Annotated in this window: 24 protein-coding genes; 9 read left to right on the plus strand and 15 right to left on the minus strand. The window is 64.9% G+C overall.

Annotated elements, in window-relative coordinates; translation table 11 throughout:
• Positions 1 to 173 precede the first annotated feature (173 nt).
• The 12 genes from ACVJ5M_RS29550 to ACVJ5M_RS29605 form a co-directional block, all read right to left on the minus strand.
• Positions 174 to 533: a Zn-ribbon domain-containing OB-fold protein gene (locus ACVJ5M_RS29550; protein WP_063983842.1), complete on the minus strand. Its 360-nt coding sequence runs from the start codon at positions 531 to 533 to the stop codon at positions 174 to 176.
• Positions 530 to 1,666: a thiolase family protein gene (locus ACVJ5M_RS29555; RefSeq protein ID WP_063983843.1), complete on the minus strand. Its 1,137-nt coding sequence runs from the start codon at positions 1,664 to 1,666 to the stop codon at positions 530 to 532. Before ACVJ5M_RS29555 ends, ACVJ5M_RS29550 begins: the two co-directional genes overlap by 4 nt.
• Complete coding sequence (locus ACVJ5M_RS29560) at positions 1,663 to 2,877, minus strand: CaiB/BaiF CoA transferase family protein (RefSeq protein WP_063983844.1); 1,215 nt, start codon at positions 2,875 to 2,877, stop codon at positions 1,663 to 1,665. The genes ACVJ5M_RS29555 and ACVJ5M_RS29560 overlap by 4 nt, the downstream gene beginning before the upstream one ends.
• A gap of 119 nt (positions 2,878 to 2,996) precedes the next feature.
• A complete protein-coding gene (locus ACVJ5M_RS29565; RefSeq protein ID WP_014495977.1) occupies positions 2,997 to 3,203 on the minus strand; it encodes a hypothetical protein in 207 nt (68 codons plus the stop codon).
• A gap of 123 nt (positions 3,204 to 3,326) precedes the next feature.
• Complete coding sequence (locus ACVJ5M_RS29570; RefSeq protein WP_063983845.1) at positions 3,327 to 4,496, minus strand: acetyl-CoA acetyltransferase; 1,170 nt, start codon at positions 4,494 to 4,496, stop codon at positions 3,327 to 3,329.
• 57 nt (positions 4,497 to 4,553) lie between these two features.
• Complete coding sequence (gene eda, locus ACVJ5M_RS29575) at positions 4,554 to 5,204, minus strand: bifunctional 4-hydroxy-2-oxoglutarate aldolase/2-dehydro-3-deoxy-phosphogluconate aldolase (protein WP_028146563.1); 651 nt, start codon at positions 5,202 to 5,204, stop codon at positions 4,554 to 4,556.
• Positions 5,205 to 5,217: 13 nt separating this feature from the next.
• A complete protein-coding gene (locus ACVJ5M_RS29580; protein WP_354099498.1) occupies positions 5,218 to 6,204 on the minus strand; it encodes a sugar kinase in 987 nt (328 codons plus the stop codon).
• A gap of 29 nt (positions 6,205 to 6,233) precedes the next feature.
• Positions 6,234 to 7,220 (minus strand): D-erythronate dehydrogenase, encoded by a 987-nt coding sequence (denD, locus tag ACVJ5M_RS29585; protein WP_071914932.1) that lies wholly within the window; start codon positions 7,218 to 7,220, stop codon positions 6,234 to 6,236.
• A gap of 79 nt (positions 7,221 to 7,299) precedes the next feature.
• Positions 7,300 to 8,175 (minus strand): carbohydrate ABC transporter permease, encoded by an 876-nt coding sequence (locus ACVJ5M_RS29590; RefSeq protein WP_014495982.1) that lies wholly within the window; start codon positions 8,173 to 8,175, stop codon positions 7,300 to 7,302.
• Between the two features lie 2 nt (positions 8,176 to 8,177).
• Positions 8,178 to 9,125, minus strand: a complete 948-nt coding sequence (locus ACVJ5M_RS29595) for a carbohydrate ABC transporter permease (protein ID WP_063983847.1) — start codon at positions 9,123 to 9,125, stop codon at positions 8,178 to 8,180.
• A 67-nt stretch (positions 9,126 to 9,192) separates the two neighbouring features.
• Complete coding sequence (locus ACVJ5M_RS29600) at positions 9,193 to 10,506, minus strand: ABC transporter substrate-binding protein (RefSeq protein ID WP_063983848.1); 1,314 nt, start codon at positions 10,504 to 10,506, stop codon at positions 9,193 to 9,195.
• A gap of 71 nt (positions 10,507 to 10,577) precedes the next feature.
• On the minus strand, positions 10,578 to 11,639 hold the full coding sequence (locus ACVJ5M_RS29605) for an ABC transporter ATP-binding protein (RefSeq protein ID WP_063983849.1): 1,062 nt from the start codon (positions 11,637 to 11,639) through the stop codon (positions 10,578 to 10,580).
• A 201-nt stretch (positions 11,640 to 11,840) separates the two neighbouring features.
• Between ACVJ5M_RS29605 and gntR the strand changes: the two genes are divergently transcribed.
• The 6 genes from gntR (at position 11,841) to ACVJ5M_RS29635 (ending at position 18,255) form a co-directional block, all read left to right on the plus strand.
• Positions 11,841 to 12,941 carry an HTH-type transcriptional regulator GntR gene (gene gntR / locus ACVJ5M_RS29610; RefSeq protein ID WP_063983850.1) on the plus strand — a complete coding sequence of 367 codons (1,101 nt, stop codon included), beginning with the start codon at positions 11,841 to 11,843 and terminating at the stop codon, positions 12,939 to 12,941.
• Positions 12,942 to 13,063: 122 nt separating this feature from the next.
• Positions 13,064 to 14,893 (plus strand): IlvD/Edd family dehydratase, encoded by a 1,830-nt coding sequence (locus tag ACVJ5M_RS29615; protein WP_063983851.1) that lies wholly within the window; start codon positions 13,064 to 13,066, stop codon positions 14,891 to 14,893.
• 164 nt (positions 14,894 to 15,057) lie between these two features.
• Positions 15,058 to 15,789, plus strand: coding sequence for an SDR family oxidoreductase (locus ACVJ5M_RS29620; RefSeq protein ID WP_063983852.1), 732 nt, complete (start codon positions 15,058 to 15,060; stop codon positions 15,787 to 15,789).
• Positions 15,790 to 15,909: 120 nt separating this feature from the next.
• On the plus strand, positions 15,910 to 16,656 hold the full coding sequence (locus ACVJ5M_RS29625; protein ID WP_014495989.1) for an SDR family NAD(P)-dependent oxidoreductase: 747 nt from the start codon (positions 15,910 to 15,912) through the stop codon (positions 16,654 to 16,656).
• Positions 16,657 to 16,725: 69 nt separating this feature from the next.
• Positions 16,726 to 17,859, plus strand: a complete 1,134-nt coding sequence (locus ACVJ5M_RS29630) for a serine hydrolase domain-containing protein (RefSeq protein WP_245328445.1) — start codon at positions 16,726 to 16,728, stop codon at positions 17,857 to 17,859.
• Between the two features lie 3 nt (positions 17,860 to 17,862).
• A complete protein-coding gene (locus ACVJ5M_RS29635; RefSeq protein ID WP_063983855.1) occupies positions 17,863 to 18,255 on the plus strand; it encodes a GFA family protein in 393 nt (130 codons plus the stop codon).
• Between the two features lie 2 nt (positions 18,256 to 18,257).
• Here ACVJ5M_RS29635 and ACVJ5M_RS29640 read toward each other — a convergent pair whose 3' ends face one another.
• Positions 18,258 to 19,169 (minus strand): DMT family transporter, encoded by a 912-nt coding sequence (locus tag ACVJ5M_RS29640; protein ID WP_063986438.1) that lies wholly within the window; start codon positions 19,167 to 19,169, stop codon positions 18,258 to 18,260.
• A 90-nt stretch (positions 19,170 to 19,259) separates the two neighbouring features.
• On the opposite strand from ACVJ5M_RS29640, the gene ACVJ5M_RS29645 reads away from it, so the two are divergent.
• From ACVJ5M_RS29645 to ACVJ5M_RS29655, 3 genes are all read left to right on the plus strand, one after another.
• The gene (locus ACVJ5M_RS29645; RefSeq protein WP_063983856.1) at positions 19,260 to 20,126 is read left to right on the plus strand and encodes a LysR family transcriptional regulator; all 867 of its coding nucleotides are present in this window, start codon (positions 19,260 to 19,262) and stop codon (positions 20,124 to 20,126) included.
• Between the two features lie 71 nt (positions 20,127 to 20,197).
• Complete coding sequence (locus ACVJ5M_RS29650; protein ID WP_354099499.1) at positions 20,198 to 20,878, plus strand: site-2 protease family protein; 681 nt, start codon at positions 20,198 to 20,200, stop codon at positions 20,876 to 20,878.
• Positions 20,879 to 20,940: 62 nt separating this feature from the next.
• Complete coding sequence (locus ACVJ5M_RS29655) at positions 20,941 to 21,360, plus strand: hypothetical protein (protein ID WP_028146575.1); 420 nt, start codon at positions 20,941 to 20,943, stop codon at positions 21,358 to 21,360.
• Here the strand turns inward: ACVJ5M_RS29655 and ACVJ5M_RS29660 are convergent.
• Both ACVJ5M_RS29660 and exbD read right to left on the minus strand, forming a co-directional pair.
• Positions 21,348 to 22,163, minus strand: coding sequence for an energy transducer TonB family protein (locus tag ACVJ5M_RS29660; RefSeq protein WP_063983858.1), 816 nt, complete (start codon positions 22,161 to 22,163; stop codon positions 21,348 to 21,350). The genes ACVJ5M_RS29655 and ACVJ5M_RS29660 overlap by 13 nt on opposite strands.
• Positions 22,164 to 22,172: 9 nt before the next feature.
• The gene (gene exbD, locus ACVJ5M_RS29665) at positions 22,173 to 22,628 is read right to left on the minus strand and encodes a TonB system transport protein ExbD (protein WP_014495997.1); all 456 of its coding nucleotides are present in this window, start codon (positions 22,626 to 22,628) and stop codon (positions 22,173 to 22,175) included.
• Positions 22,629 to 22,630: the final 2 nt, after the last annotated feature.

The raw sequence follows: 22,630 nt of genomic DNA on the forward strand, positions 1-22,630 counted from the left end.
CGCATATGCTGGCGGTGACGGCGATGCTCGTCATCGCCAGCATATTGTTCTACGGGCGTTAGCAAGAGTTGCGTAGAGTGTTTTCGTCATTCCGGGGTGGCTCTCGCACAAGCCAGGCTCAGAATCCCGTTCCAGGCTCGGTCCCTCGGACCGCCCCCGAATGACGGATCCTACTATTTCCTTTTGCTGAAAAACGGCACGAGCTTGCCGGCAAACGTCGGGAAGCTCGCAGTGACCTCATCGCCGATAGCTAGATTCGTCTCGCCGTGCGCCATCATGCGAAATCCCTCTGCGCAATCGACCAGCAGGATGTTGTAGGGCAAGTGCGCCCGGGTCTCGGGCGTGGCGGCGCGGCAGACCAGCGAAGTCGCATAGACGCTGCCCTTGCCGCAGGCGCGCGCATCGCGCGGATCGGGCGCGCCGCAGGCCGCGCAGAAGGCGCGATGGAAATACTGCGCATGGCCGCATGCGCCGCAGGTCTGAAAGGTGATGGCCTGCTCACCCTTGGTCCAGTCCGCGATTCGTTCGCTCATCGCACGCGCTCCAGAAACATGCTCACGTGGGACGACAGCACGCCGCCGTCGCCGTGCAGCAGCGCGATCGATGCGTCGCGCACCTGGCGGCTAGCCGCCCGCCCCGTCATCTGCAAATGCGCCTCGACCAGATGCGCCATCGCGCCGCCGACGCCGCAATGGCCATAGCTGAGCAGGCCGCCATGGGTGTTGAGCGGCATCGCGCCGTCGCGGCTGAAATGGCCTGATCGCACGCGCGCAGCCGCCTCGCCGCGGCCGGCGAGGCCGAGGTCTTCCAGCAGCATGGCGAGCGTGATCGTAAAGCTGTCGTAGATCGCGGCGTAGCGCACGTCGGAGATCGCAAGGCCGGTGGCCTCCTTGGCGCGGGCGATGGAGATTTCAGCACCGAGCTCGCTGAGCGCGGGCGCGGCCGTCACGTGCTGATGGGTATGCGCCTGGGCGCAGCCGCGGATGCGCACGCCGGCCTCGCCGGTCCGCTCACGGCTGATGACGAAAGCCGCGCCGCCGTCCGACACCGGGCAGCAGTCCAGCAGCTTGAGCGGCATTGCCACCGGCTTCGAGGCGATGACATCGGCGACCGTGATGGGATCGTGGAATTGCGCGCCGGGATGGGTGCAGGCGTGCGCGCGCATCAGCACCGCGAATTCGGCGAGATCCTCTTCCGTCACGCCGTATTCGTGCATGTAGCGGGTGGCGACCAGGCCGTAATAGGCGGGAATGGTCGGGCCGAGCGGCACCTCGTAGTCGGGATGCCCGACCTGCGCCAAAGCCTGGATCGAAGCGTCGCGGCTTTGGCCAGTGAGGCGGTTCTCGCCAGCAACGACGAGGACGTTGCGCGCGACGCCCGCCTCGACGAGGTGATGGGCCAGCATGGTCATAGCAAGGCCCGTCGCGCCGCCGACCTGCACGGCGTGCGCGTAAGACGGACGGATGCCAAAATGCTCGGCGAAGACGGTGGCCAGCATGATGTGGGGCGAGACGGTCGAGTAGCCGCAGAGGATGCCGTCGATGTCGGCGCGCTTGAAACCGGCATCGTCGAGTGCGGCTTGCGCCGCCTTGCTCATCAGGTCGAGCGAGGACGAGCCTTCGTGCTTGCCGAAAGGTGTGAGGCCGACGCCGGTGATGAAGCTCATGATGCCCCTCCCTGCTCCGGCGGCGAACGCGTGACGCCATCGCGGACCATCGCGTCGATCTCGTCCGCGGAATAGCCGATCTCACGCAGGATCTCCGCGCCATGCTCGTTGAGCCGCGGCGCCAGCCTTGCCGGCTCGGCCTCGGTCTCCGACCAACTGGCCGTCACCTTCATGCTGCGGATCGGGCCTTCGGTCGGATGGTTCACGACCGGGAAGAAGCCGGTGGCTTCCAGATGCTCGTCGTGCAGGATCGACGCGAGGTCGTGCATCGGCATCACGGGCACATCGGCCTTGGTCAGCAGGTCGATCCACTCGGCCGTGGTGCGGGTCTCGAAGATGCGCGCGAGCTCGGCATAGACGACGTCGATATTGGCGGCACGGCCGGCGAAGGTCGCGAATTTGGGGTCGGCGCGCAGATCGTCGCGGCTCGTTGCCTTGAAGAAGTTCTCCCACTGCTTGTCGTTGTAGACGATGACGCTGAGATAGCCGTCCGAGGTCTTGTAGGGCCGGCGGTCGCGCGAGAGGTGGCGGGCATAGCCGCCCTTGTCGAGCGGCGGCTCGTAGGTGAGCCCGCCCATGTGGTCGCCCATGACGAAGCCGGCCATGGTCTCGAACATCGGGATGTCGACGCGCTGGCCGCGGCCGGTGCGATCCCGATGCACGAGGCTGGCGCAGATCGCGCCGACCGCAGTGAGACCGACGATGCGGTCGACCAGCGCGTTGGGCACATAGCGCGGCACGCCATCACCCGTCTGCGCCATCAAGGCGGGGAGCGCGGTCGCGCCCTGGATCAAATCGTCATAGGCGGGTTTTGCCGCGTAGGGCCCGTCCTGGCCGAAGCCGAACACGCCGGCGTAGACGAGACGCGGGTTGATTGCGGAGACGACGTCGTAGCCGAGCTGAAGCCGCGCCATCGCCTGCGGGCGGACATTGTAGACGAGAACGTCGGCGTCCTTCAGCAGCCGCAGGACGGCCTCTCGGCCGGCGGGCTTCTTCAGATCGAGACAGATCGAGCGCTTGCTGCGGTTGGTGTTGAGGAACACCGGGCCCATGCCGGCATGGCGCATCGGACCGATCAGGCGGGTGACGTCGCCGTCGAGCGATTCCACCTTGATCACGTCGGCACCGTAATCGCCGAGCATCTGGGTCGCATAGGGACCCATCAGCACGGTGGTCATATCCACGACCTTGATGCCCTTCAGCGGCCCCATCCGTTCGCTCCCGATTGCGCGGGCTCAACCTGGCCCTGCGATTTCGGTCCAGCTAAGGGCAGCGACGCCGCACGCGCAAGGGCGGCCGGGGTATGGCCGCATGCGCGGTGCCGCGGCCGCTATTTCTTCTGGCGGGATTCGCGGATCTTGATGAGGCGGTCGAGCTCATCGTTCTGCTGGTTGATCCGGTCGGCGATGCGCGACTCGTTCTGCTCGCCGGAGGCGGCAGCGGCCTGCTCGATGAGCTGCCGGATATTGTCCTCGAGGATCGCGATGCGATCGTTGAGTGCGTCTATCGACAGCGAGTCTTCGTAATCATTGCCCATGATGCATTCCCTGCCAATCAATGAAGAGCCGCAGGATGGGCAAAGCGTAGCGTGCCCACCATGATCTAGCGCAACAAAAAGGTGGGCACGGCGCAAACGCGCCTTTGCCCACCCTACGAGAACTTACTTCAACGGCTCCAGCACGGAGACGTAGTTGGCAACCGCCGCGCCGCCCATGTTGAAGATGCCGCCGAGCTTGGCGTTCTTGAGCTGCATGCCCTCGGGCGCCTGGCCGGCAAGCTGCATCGCGGTCATCACGTGCATGGAGACGCCGGTGGCACCGATCGGGTGGCCCTTGGCCTTCAGGCCGCCGGACGGATTGACCGGCAGCTTGCCGTCCTTGAGCGTCCAGCCTTCCTTGATGGCACGGGCGCCCTGCCCCTTCGGCGTCAGGCCCATCGCTTCGTACTCGATCAGCTCGGCGACGGTGAAGCAGTCATGGGTCTCGACGAAGGAGAGATCGGTGAGCGCAACGCCCGCCTTCTCCAGCGCGCGCTGCCAGGCGACCGTGCAGCCCTCGAACTGGAGGATGTCGCGCTTGGACATCGGCAGGAAGTCCTGGGCGTGCGCGGTGGCGCGGAAGCCGATCGACTTGCTCATGCCCTTGGCGGTCTCGGCGTCGGCCAGCACCAGCGCCGCGGCGCCGTCGGAGACCAGCGAGCAGTCGGTGCGCTTCAGGGGACCCGCGACATAGGGGTTCTTCTCGCTCTCGGCGCGGCAGAACTCGAAGCCAAAATCCTTGCGCATCTGGGCGAAGGGGTTGGCGACGCCGTTCTTGTGGTTCTTGGCCGCGATCAGCGCCAGCGCATCGGACTGGTCACCGTATTTCTGGAAATAGGAGCTGGCGATCTTGCCGAACACGCCGGCGAAGCCGCCGACGGTGTCCCCGTCCTCCGGCAGATAGGACGCCTTGAGCAGGTTCTTGCCGATCTCCGGACCCGGGGTGCGGGTCATCTGCTCGACGCCGACGACGAGCACGATCCTGGCCGCGCCTGCGTCGATCGCACGCAGGCCCTGATGGACCGCGGCGGAGCCGGTGGCGCAGGCGTTCTCGACGCGGGTCGTGGGCTTGAAGCGCAGCTTCGGGTCGGCCTGGAGCACCAGCGAGGCGGTAAAATCCTGCGGCGAGAAGCCGGCGTTGAAATGGCCGAGCACGATCTCGTCGACGTCGGACGCGGAAATGCCGGCATCGGCCATCGCCTCGTTGGCCACGCGGGTGACGAGGCTTTCGACGGTCTCGGTGTCGAACTTGCCGAACGGCGTATGCGCCCATCCGACGATGCTGGCGGTCATGGTCATCTCCCTGGGGTCTCTTACTGACCTATGTCTTAGCCCACCAACTGCAAGACTTCACGTGGCTTTCAGGGCCTTGAGGGTGCGCTGGCAGATGGCAGTTATGCCGGCCCAGTTCCCGGCCTTGATCTCCGCCGTCGGGCATAGCCAGGAACCGCCGACCGCGACCACGTTGGGCTCGGCAAGCCAGGTTGCTGCATTGGCCTCGCCCACACCGCCGGTCGGGCAAAACCGCACGTTCGGGAACGGGCCGCCCAGCGCGCGCAGGCCCTTGATGCCGCCGGCCTGCTCGGCCGGGAAGAATTTTGCGACGTCGAGGCCGTACGACAGCGCCAGCATCAGCTCGGAGGCGGTGGCGATGCCTGGGGCGAACGGCAAGGAGCTGTCCGCGGCGACCTTCAGGAGATCGGGGGTCAGACCCGGGCTGATGCCGAACGCGACGCCCAACTTCTCGACACGGACGAAATCGGCCGGCTTGAGGATCGTGCCGATGCCGACGACCGCCTCGGGCACCTCGGCCATCATCGCCCTCGCCGCCTCGATCGCAACGGGGGTGCGCATGGTCACCTCCAGCGTGCGGACGCCGCCAGCCACCAGCGCTTTCGCCAGCGGCACGGCATCCTGGATACGCTCGATGGTGAGGACAGGAATGACGGTCGCGGCCTTGAACAGCGCGACGAGGTGGTTCTGTTGGGCAGTCGTGGTCATCTTGGCTTTCGTTTCACTTGGTCGCTTGACGCGTGGTCGCTGGCCGGTGCCGCTTCTTCGGCGGCATGGCATAGCCCGGAATGATGGCGCCGGCATAGCAGATCACGAGGCTGGCGAGGCGGTGCCCGGCCTGGGCCGCCTCGACCGGATCGGAGCCGCCGAGCCGGGCCGCGATATAGGCCGCGGCAAAGCTGTCGCCGGCCGCGGTGGTGTCAACGACCGGCTTGGTCATCGGTTCGGCGCGGACTTCGCTGGTGCCGCCGGGAAAGCGCAACAGGCTGACGGGCGCGGCGAGACGGAACACCAGCTCGGGCGTGGGAATGCGCGCCATCAACTGCTCGTGGCTTTCGCCGGGATAGAGCGCGAGCAGATCCTCGGTCGAGGTCAGCACGATGTCGGCGGTCGCAAACGCCGTGGCAAAGACCTCGCGGGCGACGTCGCGGTCCGGCCATCCCCGCGCGCGGAAATTGGTGTCGAACACGAAGCGGGTGCCGAGCAGGCGCGCCCGCTTGATCGCCGCGAACAGGCGCTCGCGCCCGGCCGCCCCGTAGATCGAGAGCGTGATCGCGGAGAGATAGATGATGTCGTAGCTCATCAGCGAGTTGAGCAGCTCATCCGTCTCCGGCAGGCTCATCAATTGGCGCGCTGCCGCACTGTCGCGCCAGTGGAAGAACTGCCGCTCGCCCTTCGCATCCGTCTGGATCATGTAGAGGCCGGGCAGCTTGCCCGGCAGCCGGGAGACGCGGCGGGTCCCGACGCCCTCCGCATTCCAGGCCGCGATCATCTCGTCGCTCAGGGCATCGTCGCCGAGCGCGGTGAGATAGTCGACCTTGACCTCGAGCCGCGCCAGATACACCGCCGTGTTGAGGGTGTCGCCACCGAAGCCGCGCGAATACAGGCCGCCGCCCTGGCCATGCCCGCTGGACTGTCCAGCGGACTGTCCACCCTGGGCCTGCCGGAGCTCGACCATGCATTCACCGATGCAAGCAACGCTCGCCATCGTCATATCCACGCTGTTCATCGGTTCGATCAGGCGACGAAGTTGCCGCCGAGCTCGTCTTCGATGTGAATGCGGATGATGTCGTCAAAAGTCTTTTCTTCGGTGGTGAAGCCGAGCTCGCGCGCCCGCTTCGCCTCGAAATTGCGCGGCCAGCCGCCGACGATGCCGACGATGAACGGATCCAGCTCGTGCTTGATGCGCGCGGCGACCTTGTCGCCGGCCACCCGCTTGAGCGCAGCGATCTGTTCGCCGACCGTAGCCGAGAAGCCGGGCATGGTCAGGTTGCGGCGCGGACCGACCTTGGCGAGGTCCATGGTGCCGGCGTGGAGCAGGAAGCCGACGGCGGAACGCGGCGTGGCGTGCCAGTGGCGGACGTCCTCGGAGACCGGGAGGATCGCTTCCTTGCCGGCCAGCGGCTCGCGCAGGATGTTGGAGAAGAAGCCCGATGCCGCCTTATTGGGCAGGCCGGGCCGGATGCAGATGGTTGGCAAGCGGATGCCGATGCCGTCGAGGAAGCCGCGGCGCGAATAGTCGGCGAGCAGCAATTCACCGATCGCCTTCTGGGTGCCGTAGCTGAGCAGCGGGGTGTGGAAGAACTCGTCGCCGATCGCGTCCGGGAACGGCGCGCCGAACACCGCGATTGACGAGGTGAAGACCACGCGCGGCTTGTAGCCGCCGCCGACGAGCCTGACGGCATCGAGCAGCATCCGCGTGCCGTCGAGATTGATGCGGTAGCCCTTGTCGAAATCGAGCTCGGCTTCGCCGGAGACGATCGCGGCGAGATGGAAGATCACGTCGGGGCGGCCGGCGATCAGCTTTTCGGCTGCGCCCGGCACGGCGAAATCGCCTGACACGGTCTCGACCGGGAAACCGGCCTTTTCCGGCTTTTTGGGCTCGACCACGTCGTGCATGGTCAGCTTGGTGATGTCGCTCTTGCCGAGCCGGCCGTCGCGCAACAGCCGTTCACACAATTTACGGCCGACCATGCCGGCGGCGCCCAGAACCAGAATGTGCAAGAGCCTACTCCTTCTTATTGGCCGGAGCGCGCCGCTCCTGACACGTTCTCCTGGCACGCTCTCAAGGCAGGCCCCGCGATCATTCCTTCACGGCGCCGGTCATCGCCGACACATAGTACTCCACGAAGAAGGAATAAAGGATAACTACGGGGACCGAGCCGATCAGGGCCGCCGCCATCAGCGCGCCCCAATGGTAGACGTCGCCGCTGACGAGCTCGGTGATGGCGCCGACGGGAATCGTCTTGTTCTCCGACGAGGAGATGAAGGTCAGCGCGTAGATGAACTCGTTCCAGGACAACGTGAAGGCGAAGATGCCGGCCGAGATCACCCCCGGGAGCGACAGCGGCAGCGTGATCTTGACCAGGATCTGGAGCCGCGTCGCACCGTCGATCAGCGCGCATTCCTCGAGCTCGTAGGGAATGGTGCGGAAATAGCCCATCAGGAGCCAGGTGCAGAACGGGATCAGGAAGGTCGGATAGGTCAGGATCAGCGCCAGATTGCCATCGAACAGGCCGAGCTGGAACACGATCGCCGCCAGCGGAATGAACAGGATCGAGGGCGGCACGAGATAGCCGAGGAAGATCGCTAGCCCCACATAGCGCGAGCCCTTGTAGCGGAGACGTTCGATCGCGTAGGCGGCGCAGACGCTGGCGAACAGCGAGATGAAGGTGGAGGACACCGAGACGATCACGGTGTTCCACATCCAGAGCGGATAGTCGGTTTCGACCAACAGCTTCTTGATGTGCTCGATGGTCGGATTCACGATCCAGAACGGATTGTACTTCTCGTAATCGTACATCTCCGCGTCCGGCTTGAACGTCGCGACCGCCATCCAATAGAACGGGAACAGCAGGAAGAAGATGATCAGGCCGAGCGGAAAGTAGACCCGCAAGAACTTCCGCGGGAAGCTCTCGAGATAGTCCATTCCGACGCTTTGGTCGTCCGCGGTGCTCATGGTCAGTCCCTCCCGCCCTGCTGCCAGCGGGAGCGCTGAAGCCCGAAGAAGCTGAGCAGGATCGCTGCGACCAGGAACGGGATCATCGCGTTCGAGATCGCTGCGCCCTCCCCGAGATTGCCGCCGGTGATGGCGCGCTGGAACGACAGCGTCGCCATCAGATGCGTGGCATTGATCGGCCCGCCCCGCGTGATGGTGTAGATCAGCTGGAAGTCGGTGAACGTCATCAGCACCGAGAATGTCATCACGACCGCGATGATCGGCGACAGCATCGGCAGCGTGATGTGGCGGAAGCGCTGCATGTTGGTGGCGCCATCGAGATTGGCCGCCTCGTAGAGCGAGGGCGAAATCGTCTGCAATCCCGCCAGCAGCGTGATCGCCACGAAGGGCACGCCACGCCAGATGTTGGCGGCGACGACCGACAAGCGCGCATTCCAGGGATCGCCGAGGAAGTCGATGTAGCGCGTGATCAGGCCGGCCTTGATCAGTACCCAGGAGATGATCGAGAACTGGCTGTCATAGATCCACCAGAACGCGATCGCGGACAGCACCGTCGGTACCACGAAGGGCAGCAGCACGATGGCGCGGATCATCGACTTGAACGGCAGCCGCTCGTTGAGCAGCAGCGCGAGGTAAAGGCCGATGGCGAATTTCACGATGCTCGCGGTGAACGTATAGAAGATGGTGTTGAAGACCGAGAGCCAGAACACCGAATCCTTGGAGAGCGAGACGAAGTTCGCAAAGCCGATATAGCGCCCGGCCCCGCCGATCTTGGTGTCAGTCATGCCGAGCCAGAAGCCCAGCGCCAGCGGATAAGCCAGAAACAGGATGAGGATCGCGATCGCCGGCACCATGAACATCGCGCCGAGCCAATTCCGGCTCTCGAATGCTCTGGTCCAGAGGCTGGCGCGCTTGACCTGCGCGACAGCGGACTCGGCCATGACTGCCATGTCGGATTCCCCTCGGGAGAAAAGTCACGGCGTCCGGCGAACCGGACGCCGCGCGGATTGGCGTTGATCAGACCTGGTAGTAGCGCTTGGCGCGCTCGGCGGCGCGCGCCGCCGCCTGCTTCGGCGTCGCCGAGCCGGAGGCTGCTTCCGCGAACATGTCGACGACGACGAAGTCGCCCATCACCGCGGCGGAGGCATAGCCGAGATCGCCGGCAAAGCCGTTGTCGCGGCAGCGCTTCAGGCAGTCGCGATACGGGGTGATCTTCGGATCCGACGTCCACACCGGGTTGTCGTTGTAGGCCGGCAGCGGCGGCGACACGTAGCCGTTGGAAGCGACCTCCCAGGCGTCGTAGTTCTCCTTGTCCATCATGAACTTGATGAATTCCTTGACCGCCTTGGGATACTTCGAGTGCTTGTAGCCGTAGTAGACCAGCACGTTCTGCTGCTCGGTCGACACGCCCACGGGGCCGATCGGCATCGGCGCGTGGTTCATGTCCTTGGCGATCTCCTGCTGCTTCGCATCGGTGGAGTTCTTGCCGACGGTCCAGATCGAGATGCCGTTCAGCGTCAGGCTGAGTTCGCCGTTCAGGAACGCCTTGTTGTTGTTCGAGTCATTCCACGACAGCACGCCCGGGATGAAGGTCTCGTAGAGCTGCTTGACGTATTCGAGCGCGGCGACCGTCTCCGGGGAGTCGATCACGACCTCGTTCTTGTCGTTGACGACCTTGCCGCCGAACGCCCAGAGCGCCCACTGGCACCAGCCATTGGCATCGCCCGTGGCATGGCCGAGCGCGAAGCCGGCCGGCGTGTTGTTCTTCTTCAACGCCTGGCAGAGCTTGAGGAAGCCGGCGGTGTCCTTGGGGAATTCCTCGAAGCCCGCAGCCTTCACGTGGCTGATGCGGTAGTTCAGGCAGCCGCCGGTCGCGCCCTGCGGAATGGCGATCCAGCTGTTGCCCTTCTTGCCGTAACGTTCGGCAACCGGATACCAGCCGCCATACTGCGCGCCGAGATAGTCGGCGACATCAGTCATATCGATCAGCTTTTCCGGGAATTTGTGGGGATCGTCGAGCGTGCCGATGATGAGGTCGGGGCCGGCGCCGACATTGGCGGCCACCGCGGCCTTGGGGCGGATGTCTTCCCAGCTCTCGGCCTCGAGCTTGATCTTGACGCCGGTCTTCTCGGAGAACTTCTTGGTCTGCTCGGCAAACTTGTCGAACTCGGCCTGGATGAACTGCTTCCAGCGCAAGACGCGGATGGACGCGTTCGGTTCGGGCGTGTTGGTCCACTCCGCGGCGCGGACCGGCACGATGCCCGGGCCGGCCAGCAACGCTGCGCCGCCCAGGCCGGCCTTAAGCACACTTCGCCTGTCGAAATTGCTCATCGTTCTCTCCCTGAATTTTATATTTGTATTGGGTCGTTCTTGAATAGTCGTTGGGCAATCCTTCGGCGCGGCTACATACGTTTGCCCGTCGCCTCGTCGAACAGATGAACCAGTGACGGGTCAGGCTTCAGCTTGACCTTGTCGCCCGGATTGAACTGGTGACGCTCGCGGAAGACCGCGACGACCTGCTCGCCACCCACCTTCGCGAACACCTGCGTCTCCGAGCCGGTCGGCTCGACCACGATGATCTCGGCATCGGCGCCGTCGTCCGCGATGGTGAAATGCTCGGGTCGCACACCGTAGACGACAGGACGACCGTCGGACGCCGCCGGCGCGTTCTTGAGCGGCAGCTTGACGCCGTTCGGCCCCTCGAAGGTCGCAACGCCGTTGACGCGCACATGGCCTTTCAGGAAGTTCATGGCCGGCGAGCCGATGAAGCCGGCGACGAACTGGTTGTCGGGCTTGTCGTAGAGCTCCAGCGGGGTGCCCATCTGCTCGACGATGCCGTCATGCATGACGACGATCTTGTCGGCCATGGTCATGGCCTCGATCTGGTCGTGGGTGACGTAGACGGTCGTCGTCTTCAGCCGCTGGTGCAGCTCCTTGATCTCGGTGCGCATGGCGACGCGCAGCTTGGCGTCGAGGTTCGACAAGGGCTCGTCGAACAGGAACACCTGCGGATCGCGCACGATGGCGCGGCCCATCGCGACGCGCTGGCGCTGGCCGCCGGAGAGCTGGCGCGGATAGCGTTCGAGCAGCGGCGACAGCGCGAGAATTTCGGCGGCGCGCTTGACGCGCTTGTTGATCTCGTCGGAGCTCGCGTTCCGCAGCTTCAGCGAGAAGCCCATGTTCTCGCCGACGGTCATGTGCGGATAGAGCGCATAGTTCTGGAACACCATCGCAATATCCCGCTCCTTGGGCTGGATATTGTTGACGACGCGGTCGCCGATCGAGATCGTGCCGGAGGTGATGTTCTCGAGGCCTGCAAGCATGCGCAGAAGCGTCGACTTGCCGCAGCCGGAGGGGCCAACCAGGACGACGAACTGGCCGTCCTCGATCGGAATCGAAACGCCGTGCAGGACTTCAAAATTGCCGAACGATTTCCGCACGTCGCGGATTTGCACAGACGACATCTAGCTCCCTCCTCGAAAGTCCACGACGCCTCACGCGCCGCGACCGTCTTGTTTTTCAGACTTCACCGAACGAAGCCCGATCTTAGCGAGCGACATTGTCGGCAGTTTGTGCGGTTTTGGCAATTTGTCTTTGGTTAGTCGTTGCTGGTAGCGCTGTCAACGTTCCTTTGTTTGCCGGACCGACTGTGATAAGAGCAACTAATGGGTCGAAAACGCACCAAGTCAGGTAAAATCCGGCTGGCGGAAGTTGCCGAGCTTGCCGGCGTCAGCCCGATCACGGCGTCCCGGTTCTTCCGCAATCCGGAGGCCCTGTCGGTCGCCAAGCGGACGCGGGTCGAGAGCGCAGCCAATGAGCTCGGCTATGTGCCGAACCTGGCGGCGCGGGCGCTGGCCTCGCAGCGCACCGAAGTGATCGGCGTCTTGATCCCGTCACTGACCAACAACGTGTTTTCCGACGTGCTGCGCGGCATCTACGACGCCTCCGAAGGCAGCCGGTACTCGATCCAGCTGTCCAACACACGCTACAGTATTCTCCAGGAGGAGAAGCTGCTGCGACTGTTTCTCGCGCAGAAGCCGGCCGGACTGATCGTCACCGGCATCGACCAGACCGCGGAATCGCGCGCGATGCTGGAGGCCGCCGACTGCCCGATCGTGCAGATCATGGAGGTCGGGCCCAATCCGGTCGACATGATGATCGGCTTTTCGCACTATGATGCGGCCCGCGCGGCGATCGCCCACCTGTTCGCGCAAGGCCATCGCAAGATCGGCTTCGTCGGCGCGCGCATGGACCCGCGGGTGCAGCGGCGGCTGGACGGATATGTCTCGGCCATGAAGGACGCCGCGCTGTTCGAGCAGCGCCTCGTCGTCACGACGGCGACACCGACCTCGGTGACGCTCGGCGGCACCCTGTTCACCGATCTTTTGGCGCGCGAGCCTGATATCGACTCGGTGTTCTGCGCCAATGACGACCTCGCGCTCGGCGTGCTGTTCGAATGCCGGCGCCGGGAGATCGCGGTCCCCGAGCAGATCGCGATCGTCGGATTCAACGACCTCGAATTCATGGCCTCCGCGGTACCCACCCTCACCAGCGTGCGCACCAACCGCTACGAGATGGGCAACACGGCCGCCACCATGCTGATCGAAGCGATCGACGGACGGCGCCCCGAGCAGCCGGTGCTCGATCTCGGCTTCAAGGTGATCGAGCGGCAAAGCTCGTCGTCGCGGCGGTCGGACGACAGGCCTGCCGCATCAGGCGCGGGCGCCGCGAACAAAATGATAGCGTTACCAAGTGGCCAAGACTAGTATCGCGCTTGTGAGGGAATGACCCGCCAACGGGCCTTTGAACCATGGATCGCGCCGTTGGGCATCGCACCAGCCGAAGCTGAGCTCCCGACGCCAGTGCGTTTGCATTGCAGGAGAAACCAATGACAAAAAAACCAACCAATGGGCATGCGCCCGCCAGCAACGGCGCTCGCCGCCACCTCCGCTCGCAGGAATGGTTCAACAATCCGCATAATCCGGGCATGACCGCGCTCTATATGGAGCGCTACCTGAATTACGGCCTCACCCGGGCCGAGCTTCAGTCCGGCAAGCCGATCATCGGCATCGCCCAGACCGGCAACGACCTTTCCCCCTGCAACCGCCACCATATCGAGCTGGCGCACCGCGTCCGCGAAGGCATCCGCGAGGCCGGCGGCATTGCGATGGAATTCCCGACCCATCCGATCCAGGAGACCGGCAAGCGCCCGACCGCGGCGCTCGACCGCAACCTCGCCTATCTCGGCCTCGTCGAGATCCTCTACGGCTATCCGCTCGACGGCGTGGTGCTGACCACCGGCTGCGACAAGACCACGCCTGCCTGCATGATGGCTGCGGCAACCGTGAACCTGCCCGCGATCGTGCTGTCGGGCGGGCCGATGCTGAACGGCTGGCATGCCGGCGAGCGCACCGGCTCCGGCACCATCGTCTGGAAGTCGCGCGAGCGGCTCGCCGCCGGCGAGATCGACTATGAGGAATTCATGGAGATCGTGGCGTCCTCGGCGCCGTCGGTCGGCCATTGCAACACCATGGGCACCGCCTCGACCATGAACGGGCTTGCCGAAGCGCTCGGCTTCTCGCTGCCGGGCTGCGCGGCAATCCCCGCCCCCTATCGGGAGCGCGGCCAGATCGCCTACGAGACGGGAAAACGCGCCGTCGAGATGGTCTGGGAAGACCTCAAGCCGTCGGACATCCTGACCCGCAAGGCGTTCGAGAACTGCATCGTGATCAACTCGGCGATCGGCGGCTCGACCAACGCGCCGATCCACATCAACGCGCTGGCGCGCCACATCGGCGTCGAGCTGTCGATCGACGACTGGCAGAAGTTCGGCCACGACGTGCCGCTGCTGGTCAACATGCAGCCGGCCGGCTTCTATCTCGGCGAGGAATTCCACCGCGCCGGCGGCGTGCCGGCCGTGGTGCGCGAGCTGATGAAGCACAAGCGCATCCACGAGGACGCGGTCACGGTGAACGGCCGCGGCATCGGCGAGAACTGCGCCAATGCGCCCGCGCCCGACAATGACGTGATCCGGGCCTACGACAAGCCGCTGGTGAAGGACGCCGGCTTCCTGGTGCTGAAGGGCAATCTGTTCGATTCCGCGATCATGAAGACCAGCGTGATCTCCAAGGAATTCCGCGACCGCTATCTCAGCAACCCGAAGGACCTCAACGCCTTCGAGGGCCGCGCCATCGTGTTCGAGGGCCCGGAGGATTATCACGAGCGGATCGACGATCCTTCACTCGACATCGACGAGAGTTGCATGCTGTTCGTCCGCGGCACCGGCCCGATCGGCTACCCCGGTGGCGCCGAGGTCGTGAACATGCAGCCGCCGGCTGCGCTGATCAAACGCGGCATTCTCGCCCTGCCCTGCATCGGCGACGGCCGCCAGTCCGGCACCTCGGGCTCGCCGTCGATCCTGAACGCCTCGCCGGAAGCTGCCGCCAATGGCGGGCTCGCGATCCTCAAGACCGGCGACAAGGTACGCATCGACCTCAACAAGGGCAGCGCCAATATTCTCATTTCGGACGACGAGGTGAAGAAGCGCCACGCCGAGCTGATGGCCAATGGCGGCTTCAAGCATCCGGCGAACCAGACGCCGTGGCAGGAGATCTACCGCAACACGGTCGGCCAGCAATCGACCGGCGCCTGCATGGAGCTCGCCACAAGGTATCAGAACGTCGCCGGCACGTTTGGTGTCGCCAGAGACAATCACTAACAGCCACGTCGTCATTGCGAGCGAAGCGAAGCAATCCAGAGATATCTCCAAGGAGACAGTCTGGATTGCTTCGTCGCAACAGTGCAAAATTGCTGCGCAATTTTGTCACGAGTTCCTCGCAATGAAGAGCCGATAGACAAATTCAAGCCAAGGAGAAAAACAACATGGCAGACCGCCTCAAGGGAAAGCGCGCCGTCGTCACGGCTGCAGCGGCAGGCATCGGGCGCGCATGCGCCATCGCATTCGCGCGTGAAGGCGCAACCGTCATCGCCACCGACATCAACGAGGCCGGCATCGCGGGCCTGACCAAGGAAGGCATCGCCGAGGTCGCCAAGCTCGACGTCCGCAACACCGCCGACGTCAACGCCTTCGCCAAGCGCGTCGGCAAGATCGACATCCTGCTCAACGCGGCGGGCTTCGTGCATCACGGCACCATCCTGGAGTGCTCGGAAGAGGATTTTGACTTCTCGTTCGACCTCAACGTCAAGTCGATGCACCGGACCATCCGGGCGTTCCTGCCCGAGATGCTGGCGGGCGGCGGCGGCAGCATCGTCAACATCTCGTCCTGCGCGGCGCTGCGGCCACCGGCCAACCGCTACGTCTACAGCGCGTCGAAGGCGGCGGTGTCGCTGCTGACGCGCGCGGTCGCGCTCGACTTCATCACCAAGGGCATCCGCTGCAACAGCATCTGCCCCGGCACCGTCGAGACGCCCTCGATGCTCGACCGCGCCGCCGCGCAGGGGCCGCAGGGCAAGGAGATGTTCGTCTCCCGCCAGAAGATGGGCCGGCTCGGCACCGCCGACGAAATCGCATCCATGGCGGTCTATCTCGGCAGCGACGAAAGCGCATTCACCACCGGCGTCGACCTTGTCGTCGACGGCGGCTACATGCTCTGATCGCTCCTCATCCCGAGGAGGCGCGACAGCGCCCTCTCGAGGGATGGGCCACGGGCTTATGGTTCGAGGCGCGCGCAAGTGCGCGCTCCTCACCATGAGGGATAGACAAGGGAGTTCTCGATGAACAAGATCGATCTCAACGGCCGCATTGCCGTCGTCACCGGCGGCGCGCAGGGCTTTGGCCGTGCCATCACCCGGCGTTTCATCGACTCCGGCGCCAAGGTCGCGATCTGGGATTTCGACTCGGCTCTCGCCGAGAAGACCGCGAATGAAGTCGGCGGCGAGACAAAAGTCTTCAAGGTCGACGTCACCGACCCCGCCGCGGTCGAGCAGGCGCGCGATGCGACGCTTGCCGCCTTCGGCAAGATCGACATCCTCGTCAACAATGCCGGCATCGCCGGCGTCAACAAGCCGGTCTGGGAGACCGATCTCGAGGAGTGGCGCAAGGTCCTGCGCATCAATCTCGACGGCCCTTTCATCGTCTGCAAGGCGATCGTGCCGACGATGCTCAAGCAGAAATACGGGCGGATCGTGAACATCGCCTCGATCGCCGGCAAGGAAGGCAATCCCAACGCCTCGCATTACTCGGCCTCCAAGGCCGGACTGATCGCGCTGACGAAATCGCTCGGCAAGGAATTGGCGGCACATGACATCCTCGTGAATGCGGTGACGCCGGCCGCGGCGAAGACCGCGATCTTCGACCAGATGACGCAGCAGCATATCGACTTCATGCTGTCGAAAATCCCCAAGGCACGCTTCGTGCTGGTGGAAGAGCTCGCCGCGATGGTGAGCTGGCTCGCATCCCAAGATTGTGCCTTCTCCACCGGCGCGGTGTTTGATATTTCCGGCGGACGGGCGACCTACTGAAGCTTTGGCCGCCCCTTGAAGGGGTGGACCATGCGGCTTGGACGTCGGGATTTTGGGCGTCGGGATTTCGTGAAGCTCGCAGCGGGCGCAGGCGCGCTGCCGTTGCTGTCGCGTGTTGCGCCCGCGCAACTGGCGCCCAGCCCGCCGAGCATCCGTCCGCCCTCGCCGGCCGAACGCGGCGCCATGGCGCGGCTCGCGCGCAGCTTCATGGACAAATACGACGTGCCGGCGCTGTCCTTTGCGATCGGCTATGCCGGCACTGTTGTCCACGAGGACGCCTTCGGTCTTGCCGATCGCGAGCGGAACGAGACCGTGACGCCGCGGCATCTGTTCCGGATCGCCAGCGTCAGCAAGATGATCACCTCGGTCACGATCTTCCGCCTGATCGAGGAGAACCGCCTCAAGCTCACGGATCGCGTCTTCGGCCCCGGTGCACTGCTCGGCACCGATTACGGGTCACCGCCCTACTCCGCCGGCATCGACCAGATCACGCTCGAGCATCTGCTGACGCACGCTGCCGGCGGCTGGAGCAACGACAACCGCGATCCCATGTTCACGCATCCGCGGATGGATCATGCCGAGCTGATCGCCTGGACGCTCGCCAACCGGCCGCTGGACCGGCCGCCGGGCCAGCACTACGCTTATTCCAATTTCGGCTATTGCGTGCTGGGCCGCGTGATCGAGAAGCTCACCGGCCAGGCCTATGCCGAGCACGTCCGCACCGAGGTGCTGACGCGCTGCAGCGTCACCGACATGAGCGTCGCCGGCAACACGCGCGAGCAGCGCCAGGCCGGCGAAGTCGTCTATTACGGTCAGGCCGAAAATCCCTACAGCATGAATGTCCGGCGGATGGATTCCCATGGCGGCTGGATCGCGACGCCGGCGGATCTCGTGCAGTTCCTGATGCATGTCGACGGCTACACCAGACCGGCGAACATCCTGCGGCCGCGCACCATCGAGGTCATGACCACCGCACCCAGTTACAGCCCGAACTACGCCAAGGGCTTCTGTGTCAACAAATTCGACAATTGGTGGCACAATGGCAGCCTGCCGGGCACGAGCACGATTGCCGTGCGCACCCATGGCGGCTTCTGCTGGGCCGCCTTCACCAACACCAGACGCGGGAATTCCAACATGGATGGCGATCTCGACAATCTCAACTGGAGCATGGCGCGCCAGGTCGGCGAATGGCGGGTGGCCTGAGCCATGATCCGGGAAGGTGGATGCCTGTGCGGCGCGGTGCGGTTCAAGGCGGAGGGGGAGCCGCTCAACGTCCGCATCTGCCATTGCCGCCTGTGCCAGAAGGCGATGGGCTCGCCCTATTTTGCTCGCGCGCAGTTCGACCAGCGCGCGCTCAGCGTCGAGGGCGACACCGGCCGCTATGCCTCGTCCGAGAACATCGACCGCGTGTTCTGCAAGCGCTGCGGCACGCGCCTGTTCTCCTGGCGGCGCAACGGCACGCTGGCGGGCGTTTCGCTCACGACCTTCGACGATCGCAACGCCTTTGCGCCGACCGAGCACATCTGGGTCTCGGAGAAGGTCGCCTGGCTGAAGCTCGACGACGGCCTGACGCAATATCAGGGCACCATCCCGGCGTGACGTCAGGCTTGCCCTGACGCAGGCACTCTCGCCGCCTGAGCGCGCCGTCCCGCCGTCGTCGCGATCCAGATCCCGGCAAACACCGCGACGATGCCGGCCGCCAGATTCCAGCGCAGCGGTTCGTTCAGCAGCCAGGCGCCGACCAGCGAGGCCGTGATCGGATTGACCGTCACCGAGATCGCGACGCGCGTCGGCGTGGTCCGCTCCAGCGCGAAGGCCCAGAGATAGAAGGTCAGCGCAGCACCGAAGGCGCCGAGATAGAAAGCCGCCAGCCATTGCGGCGCGCCGAAGCCGGCGACCGGCGCAAAACTGCTCCGGATATAAGAGAGCAGGATGAGGCAGGCCGCGCCGGCCGCCATGCTCATCGTGGTGAAGGCGATCGGGCCGGAGCGCCGGATCAGCGGTTTTGACCAGATGCCGTACAGCGCCATGCACAGCGCGGCCGCCATCATCAGGAGATCGCCGCGCCAGGCGCCGGATGGTGCCGAGGTCAGGTCGGAGAGCAGCGCGACGGCAACGCCAAACGTCGCGATCACGACACCGATCGATTTGCGCCAGCTCAGGGCCTCGGCGCCGAGCGCGGCGCCGATCACGAGCGACAACAGCGGAAGTGTCGACAAAGCGAGCGCGCCGCGCGCGGCGGTCGTAAAGATCAGCGATGCATTGAACAGGATCGGAAACAGCGCGAAGAACAGAATGCCGAGCCCGGTCGCGGCGGCCCAGTCCCCTCGCCCCGGCCAACGGTCACCGCGGAGCAGCGTCAGGGGTAACAGCAGCAGGAAGCCGATGCCGAACCGGAACGAGCCGATCGCGAGCGGATCGAGGCTGCCCACCAGATAGCGCGTGGCACCGATCGAGGTGCCGCCGAGGCCGCTCGACAGCACCGCGGCCAGAACGCCGGAGATTTCGCCCACACGCCCTCCCTTGACGAGCCCTGAACGCAGCATACGAGGCGCGCCGAAACAGGGAATGGAGTTTCCGTCATGCTGGGATAAGTTTTCGTCATGACCACGCCTGTTCTCGACCCCGATCTGCTGAAGGCATTTCTCGCCGTCGCCGAGCATCGCTCGTTCACGCGCGCAGCCCAATTGCTCAACCGGACCCAGTCGGCGGTCAGCGTCCAGATCAGGCGCCTGGAAGAGCGGATCGGCACCAAGCTGTTTCAGCGCACCAGGGCCGGCGTCGCGCTGACCGCGGCGGGCGATGAGCTCCTCGTTTATGCGAGGCGGCTTCTCGACCTCAATGCAGAGGCGATCGATGTGCTCCGCGCACGCAAGCGCGACGCCGTGGTCCGCCTCGGCGTGATGGACGATTACGGCACGATCGTCATTCCGCCCTTGCTGGCGCGCTTTGCCCAAAACCATCCGGAGATCCGGGTCGAGATCGAGACCGGCCTGACCGCGACGATGCCGGCCCGGCTCGGCGAGGCCTATGACCTCGTCATCGCCATGCATCCGGAAGGACGCGGCGATGGCGAACTGCTCCGACGCGAGCAGGCGGTCTGGGCTGCGGCCAGGACGTATCGAGCCGAAGCACAGGACACGCTGCCCGTCGCGCTCTACCCGCCGGGCTGCCTGTTCCGGCAATGGGCCGCGGACGCCCTCGATGCCGCCGGCCGGCCCTGGCGCCTTGCCTTCGTCAGTCGCACCCTTGCGGCGGTGGAAGCGATCGCGGCGGAGGGCCTTGCGATCACGGTCGTGAAGGCCGGCACCCTGCCCTCCCGCCTGCGCGCCCTGTCGAACGGCCTGCCGCCGCTGCCGGCTGCCGACATCCACCTGCACCGCGCGCGCAACCTGTCGCAGCCGGCGGCGCTGCTGGCGGATCATTTACGGCTTGGGATTTCGGAACCCGCGTCCCATATCCTGACCTGACGCGTTGCCCCATCACCGGATCGGCCGGGTTGGCTGCAAGGCCACGAGGCACAAACCGGGACGGACGAGCCGTGAACATTTCCCTCTATGAGCTTTCTGTATGGGTGCTACCGCTGCTGCTCGCCATCACCTTCCACGAGGCCGCGCACGCTTTCGTCGCGTACCGTCTCGGTGACAACACGGCCTGGCAGCTCGGCCGCGTCAGCTTCAACCCTATCAAGCATATCGATCCGTTCGGCACCCTGATCCTGCCGGCGATGCTGCTGTTCGCGCACTCGCCGTTCCTATTCGGCTATGCCAAGCCGGTTCCCGTCAATTTCCGCAAGCTCAACCATCCCAGGCTCGACATGGTCTGGGTGGCCCTTGCCGGACCCGCCACCAACATCCTGCTGGCGCTCGCGGCGGCTCTTGCCCTGCATGCCCTGCCCCTAGCACCGGCGGCCTCGGCCCAGTGGATCTTCGACAACCTCAAGAATGCGCTGGTGATCAACGCGGTGCTGGGGGTGTTCAACATGATGCCGATCCCGCCGCTCGACGGCGGGCGCGTCGCGGTCGGGCTGTTGCCTCGGGCCCTCGCCATGCCGCTGGCCCGGCTCGAGCCATTCGGGATGCTGATCCTGATTGGTCTTCTGATCCTGCTGCCGCTCGCGGGCTCGCAGTTCGGTCTAAATCTTGATGTTATTTCAGGAATACTGCGAACGTTGACCGGTTATGTGATTCAGGCTGTTCTCTTCCTGACCGGCAACGCGTAGTTCAACAGAACACCCGAACATAAGCCGAAGGGCTCGAGGCCGACTTGGTCAAAGCTGCCGATATGCTGATCGCGCGACGCGCGGACACCCGCGCCCGCGCCGATTTTGCCACCTGGAAGATGATGGCCAAGCTCAACGGGGCCTCCGCGCTGCCTGCCGAGGCGCAGGAGTTCCTGGTCAGCTACAAGAACCTGCTGGCGCGGATGAGCGAGGGCGAGGCCACCGAGGCCACGATCGGCGCGATCTACAAGGCCTACTATGCCGAGATGGGCGGCGCGGGAACTCCGCCCGACGTCCGCACCCGTCCGCCCGAGCCGGCGGCGGACAATGTTACCGCTTTCCGCCGACCTCCCCCGAAACCGACGAAGACGGCCTCCTTCACGGCGGCGTTTAGCGGAGCCCAGAAACGGCCCCTCCCGGTGGCGCTGATCTTCGTCTGCCTGGTCGTGGTCTATGTCGGGATCCGGCTCTACTGGCGCTGAGCCGATTTCTTCTTTTTCTTCTCGTCCGGCGGCGTGAAGATGATGTCGACGGTCCGCTCGAACCGGTCTTCGGTCAGTCCGGCCGGGGGCTGCGGGATGGGATCGGACTTGCGGACAATCGAGAGCGCGGCCGCATCGTAGGCCACATCCCCCGATGACTCCACGACGTCGACGGACAGCACATTGCCCCTGCGGTTGATCGCGAAGCTGACCTTCACCTTCTGATTATTGGGCTGCTTGCCCTCCGGGTTGACCTTGTGGGCCGTGAGGTGCGCACTGATCTTGCGATTCCAGTCGGTCGTGATCCTGAGGATGTCCTTGCCGAGGCCAAGCACCGGCGCCAGGGCCTTCTCGGCCTCGCGCGCGTCCTCGTCGAGCGTCTGCCGCGCCGTTGCAACCGACTGCGGCGAAGCCTCGGCAGCGGGTGTCTCGACCGCCGCGATCTTGGGATCCTCGTCCTGCGGCTTCTTCGAGATGTTTTCGGTGACGACCCGATCGGGATCGTCGACCTGTTGCGACTGGTCCTTTGGAAGCTCGGTTTCCTTGGTCTCGGCCTTTTGCTCTGGAAGCGCCTGCTGCTCCTGCATCGCTTCGCTGTCCGGTCCCGGCGGAAGGTCGGTCTCGGGCGCCTTGGGCGAGGCCATCTCGACGGCGAACTCCGCGCCGGCCGCACCCAGGCCATCGTCGTCGTCATCGGTCCGCAGATGGGCCAGGGCGAGCGCGGCACCGCCCAGATGGAGCGCGAGCGCCGCCACCGCCGCCAAAATCCAGAGCTTCCGGGATGGTCTGGCTTCGTCCGACATCGTGCGCCTCTAAGGCTGACCGGCGCCTGCCGCAGGCGCTCCGGGAGCGCCCTCCAGCGCGACCAGCTTCACCCGGGAATAGCCGCCTGAGCGCAAGAGCTCCATGACACTCATTAACTCGCCATACGGCACCGAGCGATCGGCGCGCAGGAAGACATACTTGTCCTTGCTCATGTCGGACAGGCCGTCGAGGGTCCCGATCAACTCGGCGCGGTGGACCGGGTTTTCGCCGATCGCAAGCGTCAGATCGGGCTTGATGCTGAGATAGGTCGGCTTGTCCGGCTTCTTCTGCGGGGTCGCGCTCGAGGTCGGCAGATCGATCGGCAGGTCGACCGTGGAGAGCGGAGCTGCGACCATGAAGATGATCAGCAGCACCAGGATGACGTCGATGAACGGCGTGACGTTGATGTCATGCGTCTCGCCGAAATCGTCGTCGTCATCATTGTCTGCGAGCGAAACGCCCATGG

This window comes from Bradyrhizobium sp. S3.7.6 (assembly GCF_054061875.1).

What these genes read in the sequence shown, in the direction of transcription:
- ACVJ5M_RS29550 (WP_063983842.1), bottom strand. Translation starts at nt 533, where the DNA reads ATGAGCGAACGAATCGCGGACTGGACCAAGGGTGAGCAGGCCATCACC.
- ACVJ5M_RS29555 (WP_063983843.1), bottom strand. Translation starts at nt 1,666, where the DNA reads ATGAGCTTCATCACCGGCGTCGGCCTCACACCTTTCGGCAAGCACGAA.
- ACVJ5M_RS29560 (WP_063983844.1), bottom strand. Translation starts at nt 2,877, where the DNA reads ATGGGGCCGCTGAAGGGCATCAAGGTCGTGGATATGACCACCGTGCTG.
- ACVJ5M_RS29565 (WP_014495977.1), bottom strand. Translation starts at nt 3,203, where the DNA reads ATGGGCAATGATTACGAAGACTCGCTGTCGATAGACGCACTCAACGAT.
- ACVJ5M_RS29570 (WP_063983845.1), bottom strand. Translation starts at nt 4,496, where the DNA reads ATGACCGCCAGCATCGTCGGATGGGCGCATACGCCGTTCGGCAAGTTC.
- eda (WP_028146563.1), bottom strand. Translation starts at nt 5,204, where the DNA reads ATGACCACGACTGCCCAACAGAACCACCTCGTCGCGCTGTTCAAGGCC.
- ACVJ5M_RS29580 (WP_354099498.1), bottom strand. Translation starts at nt 6,204, where the DNA reads ATGGCGAGCGTTGCTTGCATCGGTGAATGCATGGTCGAGCTCCGGCAG.
- ACVJ5M_RS29590 (WP_014495982.1), bottom strand. Translation starts at nt 8,175, where the DNA reads ATGAGCACCGCGGACGACCAAAGCGTCGGAATGGACTATCTCGAGAGC.
- ACVJ5M_RS29595 (WP_063983847.1), bottom strand. Translation starts at nt 9,125, where the DNA reads ATGGCAGTCATGGCCGAGTCCGCTGTCGCGCAGGTCAAGCGCGCCAGC.
- ACVJ5M_RS29600 (WP_063983848.1), bottom strand. Translation starts at nt 10,506, where the DNA reads ATGAGCAATTTCGACAGGCGAAGTGTGCTTAAGGCCGGCCTGGGCGGC.
- ACVJ5M_RS29605 (WP_063983849.1), bottom strand. Translation starts at nt 11,639, where the DNA reads ATGTCGTCTGTGCAAATCCGCGACGTGCGGAAATCGTTCGGCAATTTT.
- gntR (WP_063983850.1), top strand. Translation starts at nt 11,841, where the DNA reads ATGGGTCGAAAACGCACCAAGTCAGGTAAAATCCGGCTGGCGGAAGTT.
- ACVJ5M_RS29615 (WP_063983851.1), top strand. Translation starts at nt 13,064, where the DNA reads ATGACAAAAAAACCAACCAATGGGCATGCGCCCGCCAGCAACGGCGCT.
- ACVJ5M_RS29620 (WP_063983852.1), top strand. Translation starts at nt 15,058, where the DNA reads ATGGCAGACCGCCTCAAGGGAAAGCGCGCCGTCGTCACGGCTGCAGCG.
- ACVJ5M_RS29625 (WP_014495989.1), top strand. Translation starts at nt 15,910, where the DNA reads ATGAACAAGATCGATCTCAACGGCCGCATTGCCGTCGTCACCGGCGGC.
- ACVJ5M_RS29635 (WP_063983855.1), top strand. Translation starts at nt 17,863, where the DNA reads ATGATCCGGGAAGGTGGATGCCTGTGCGGCGCGGTGCGGTTCAAGGCG.
- ACVJ5M_RS29645 (WP_063983856.1), top strand. Translation starts at nt 19,260, where the DNA reads ATGACCACGCCTGTTCTCGACCCCGATCTGCTGAAGGCATTTCTCGCC.
- ACVJ5M_RS29655 (WP_028146575.1), top strand. Translation starts at nt 20,941, where the DNA reads ATGCTGATCGCGCGACGCGCGGACACCCGCGCCCGCGCCGATTTTGCC.
- ACVJ5M_RS29660 (WP_063983858.1), bottom strand. Translation starts at nt 22,163, where the DNA reads ATGTCGGACGAAGCCAGACCATCCCGGAAGCTCTGGATTTTGGCGGCG.
- exbD (WP_014495997.1), bottom strand. Translation starts at nt 22,628, where the DNA reads ATGGGCGTTTCGCTCGCAGACAATGATGACGACGACGATTTCGGCGAG.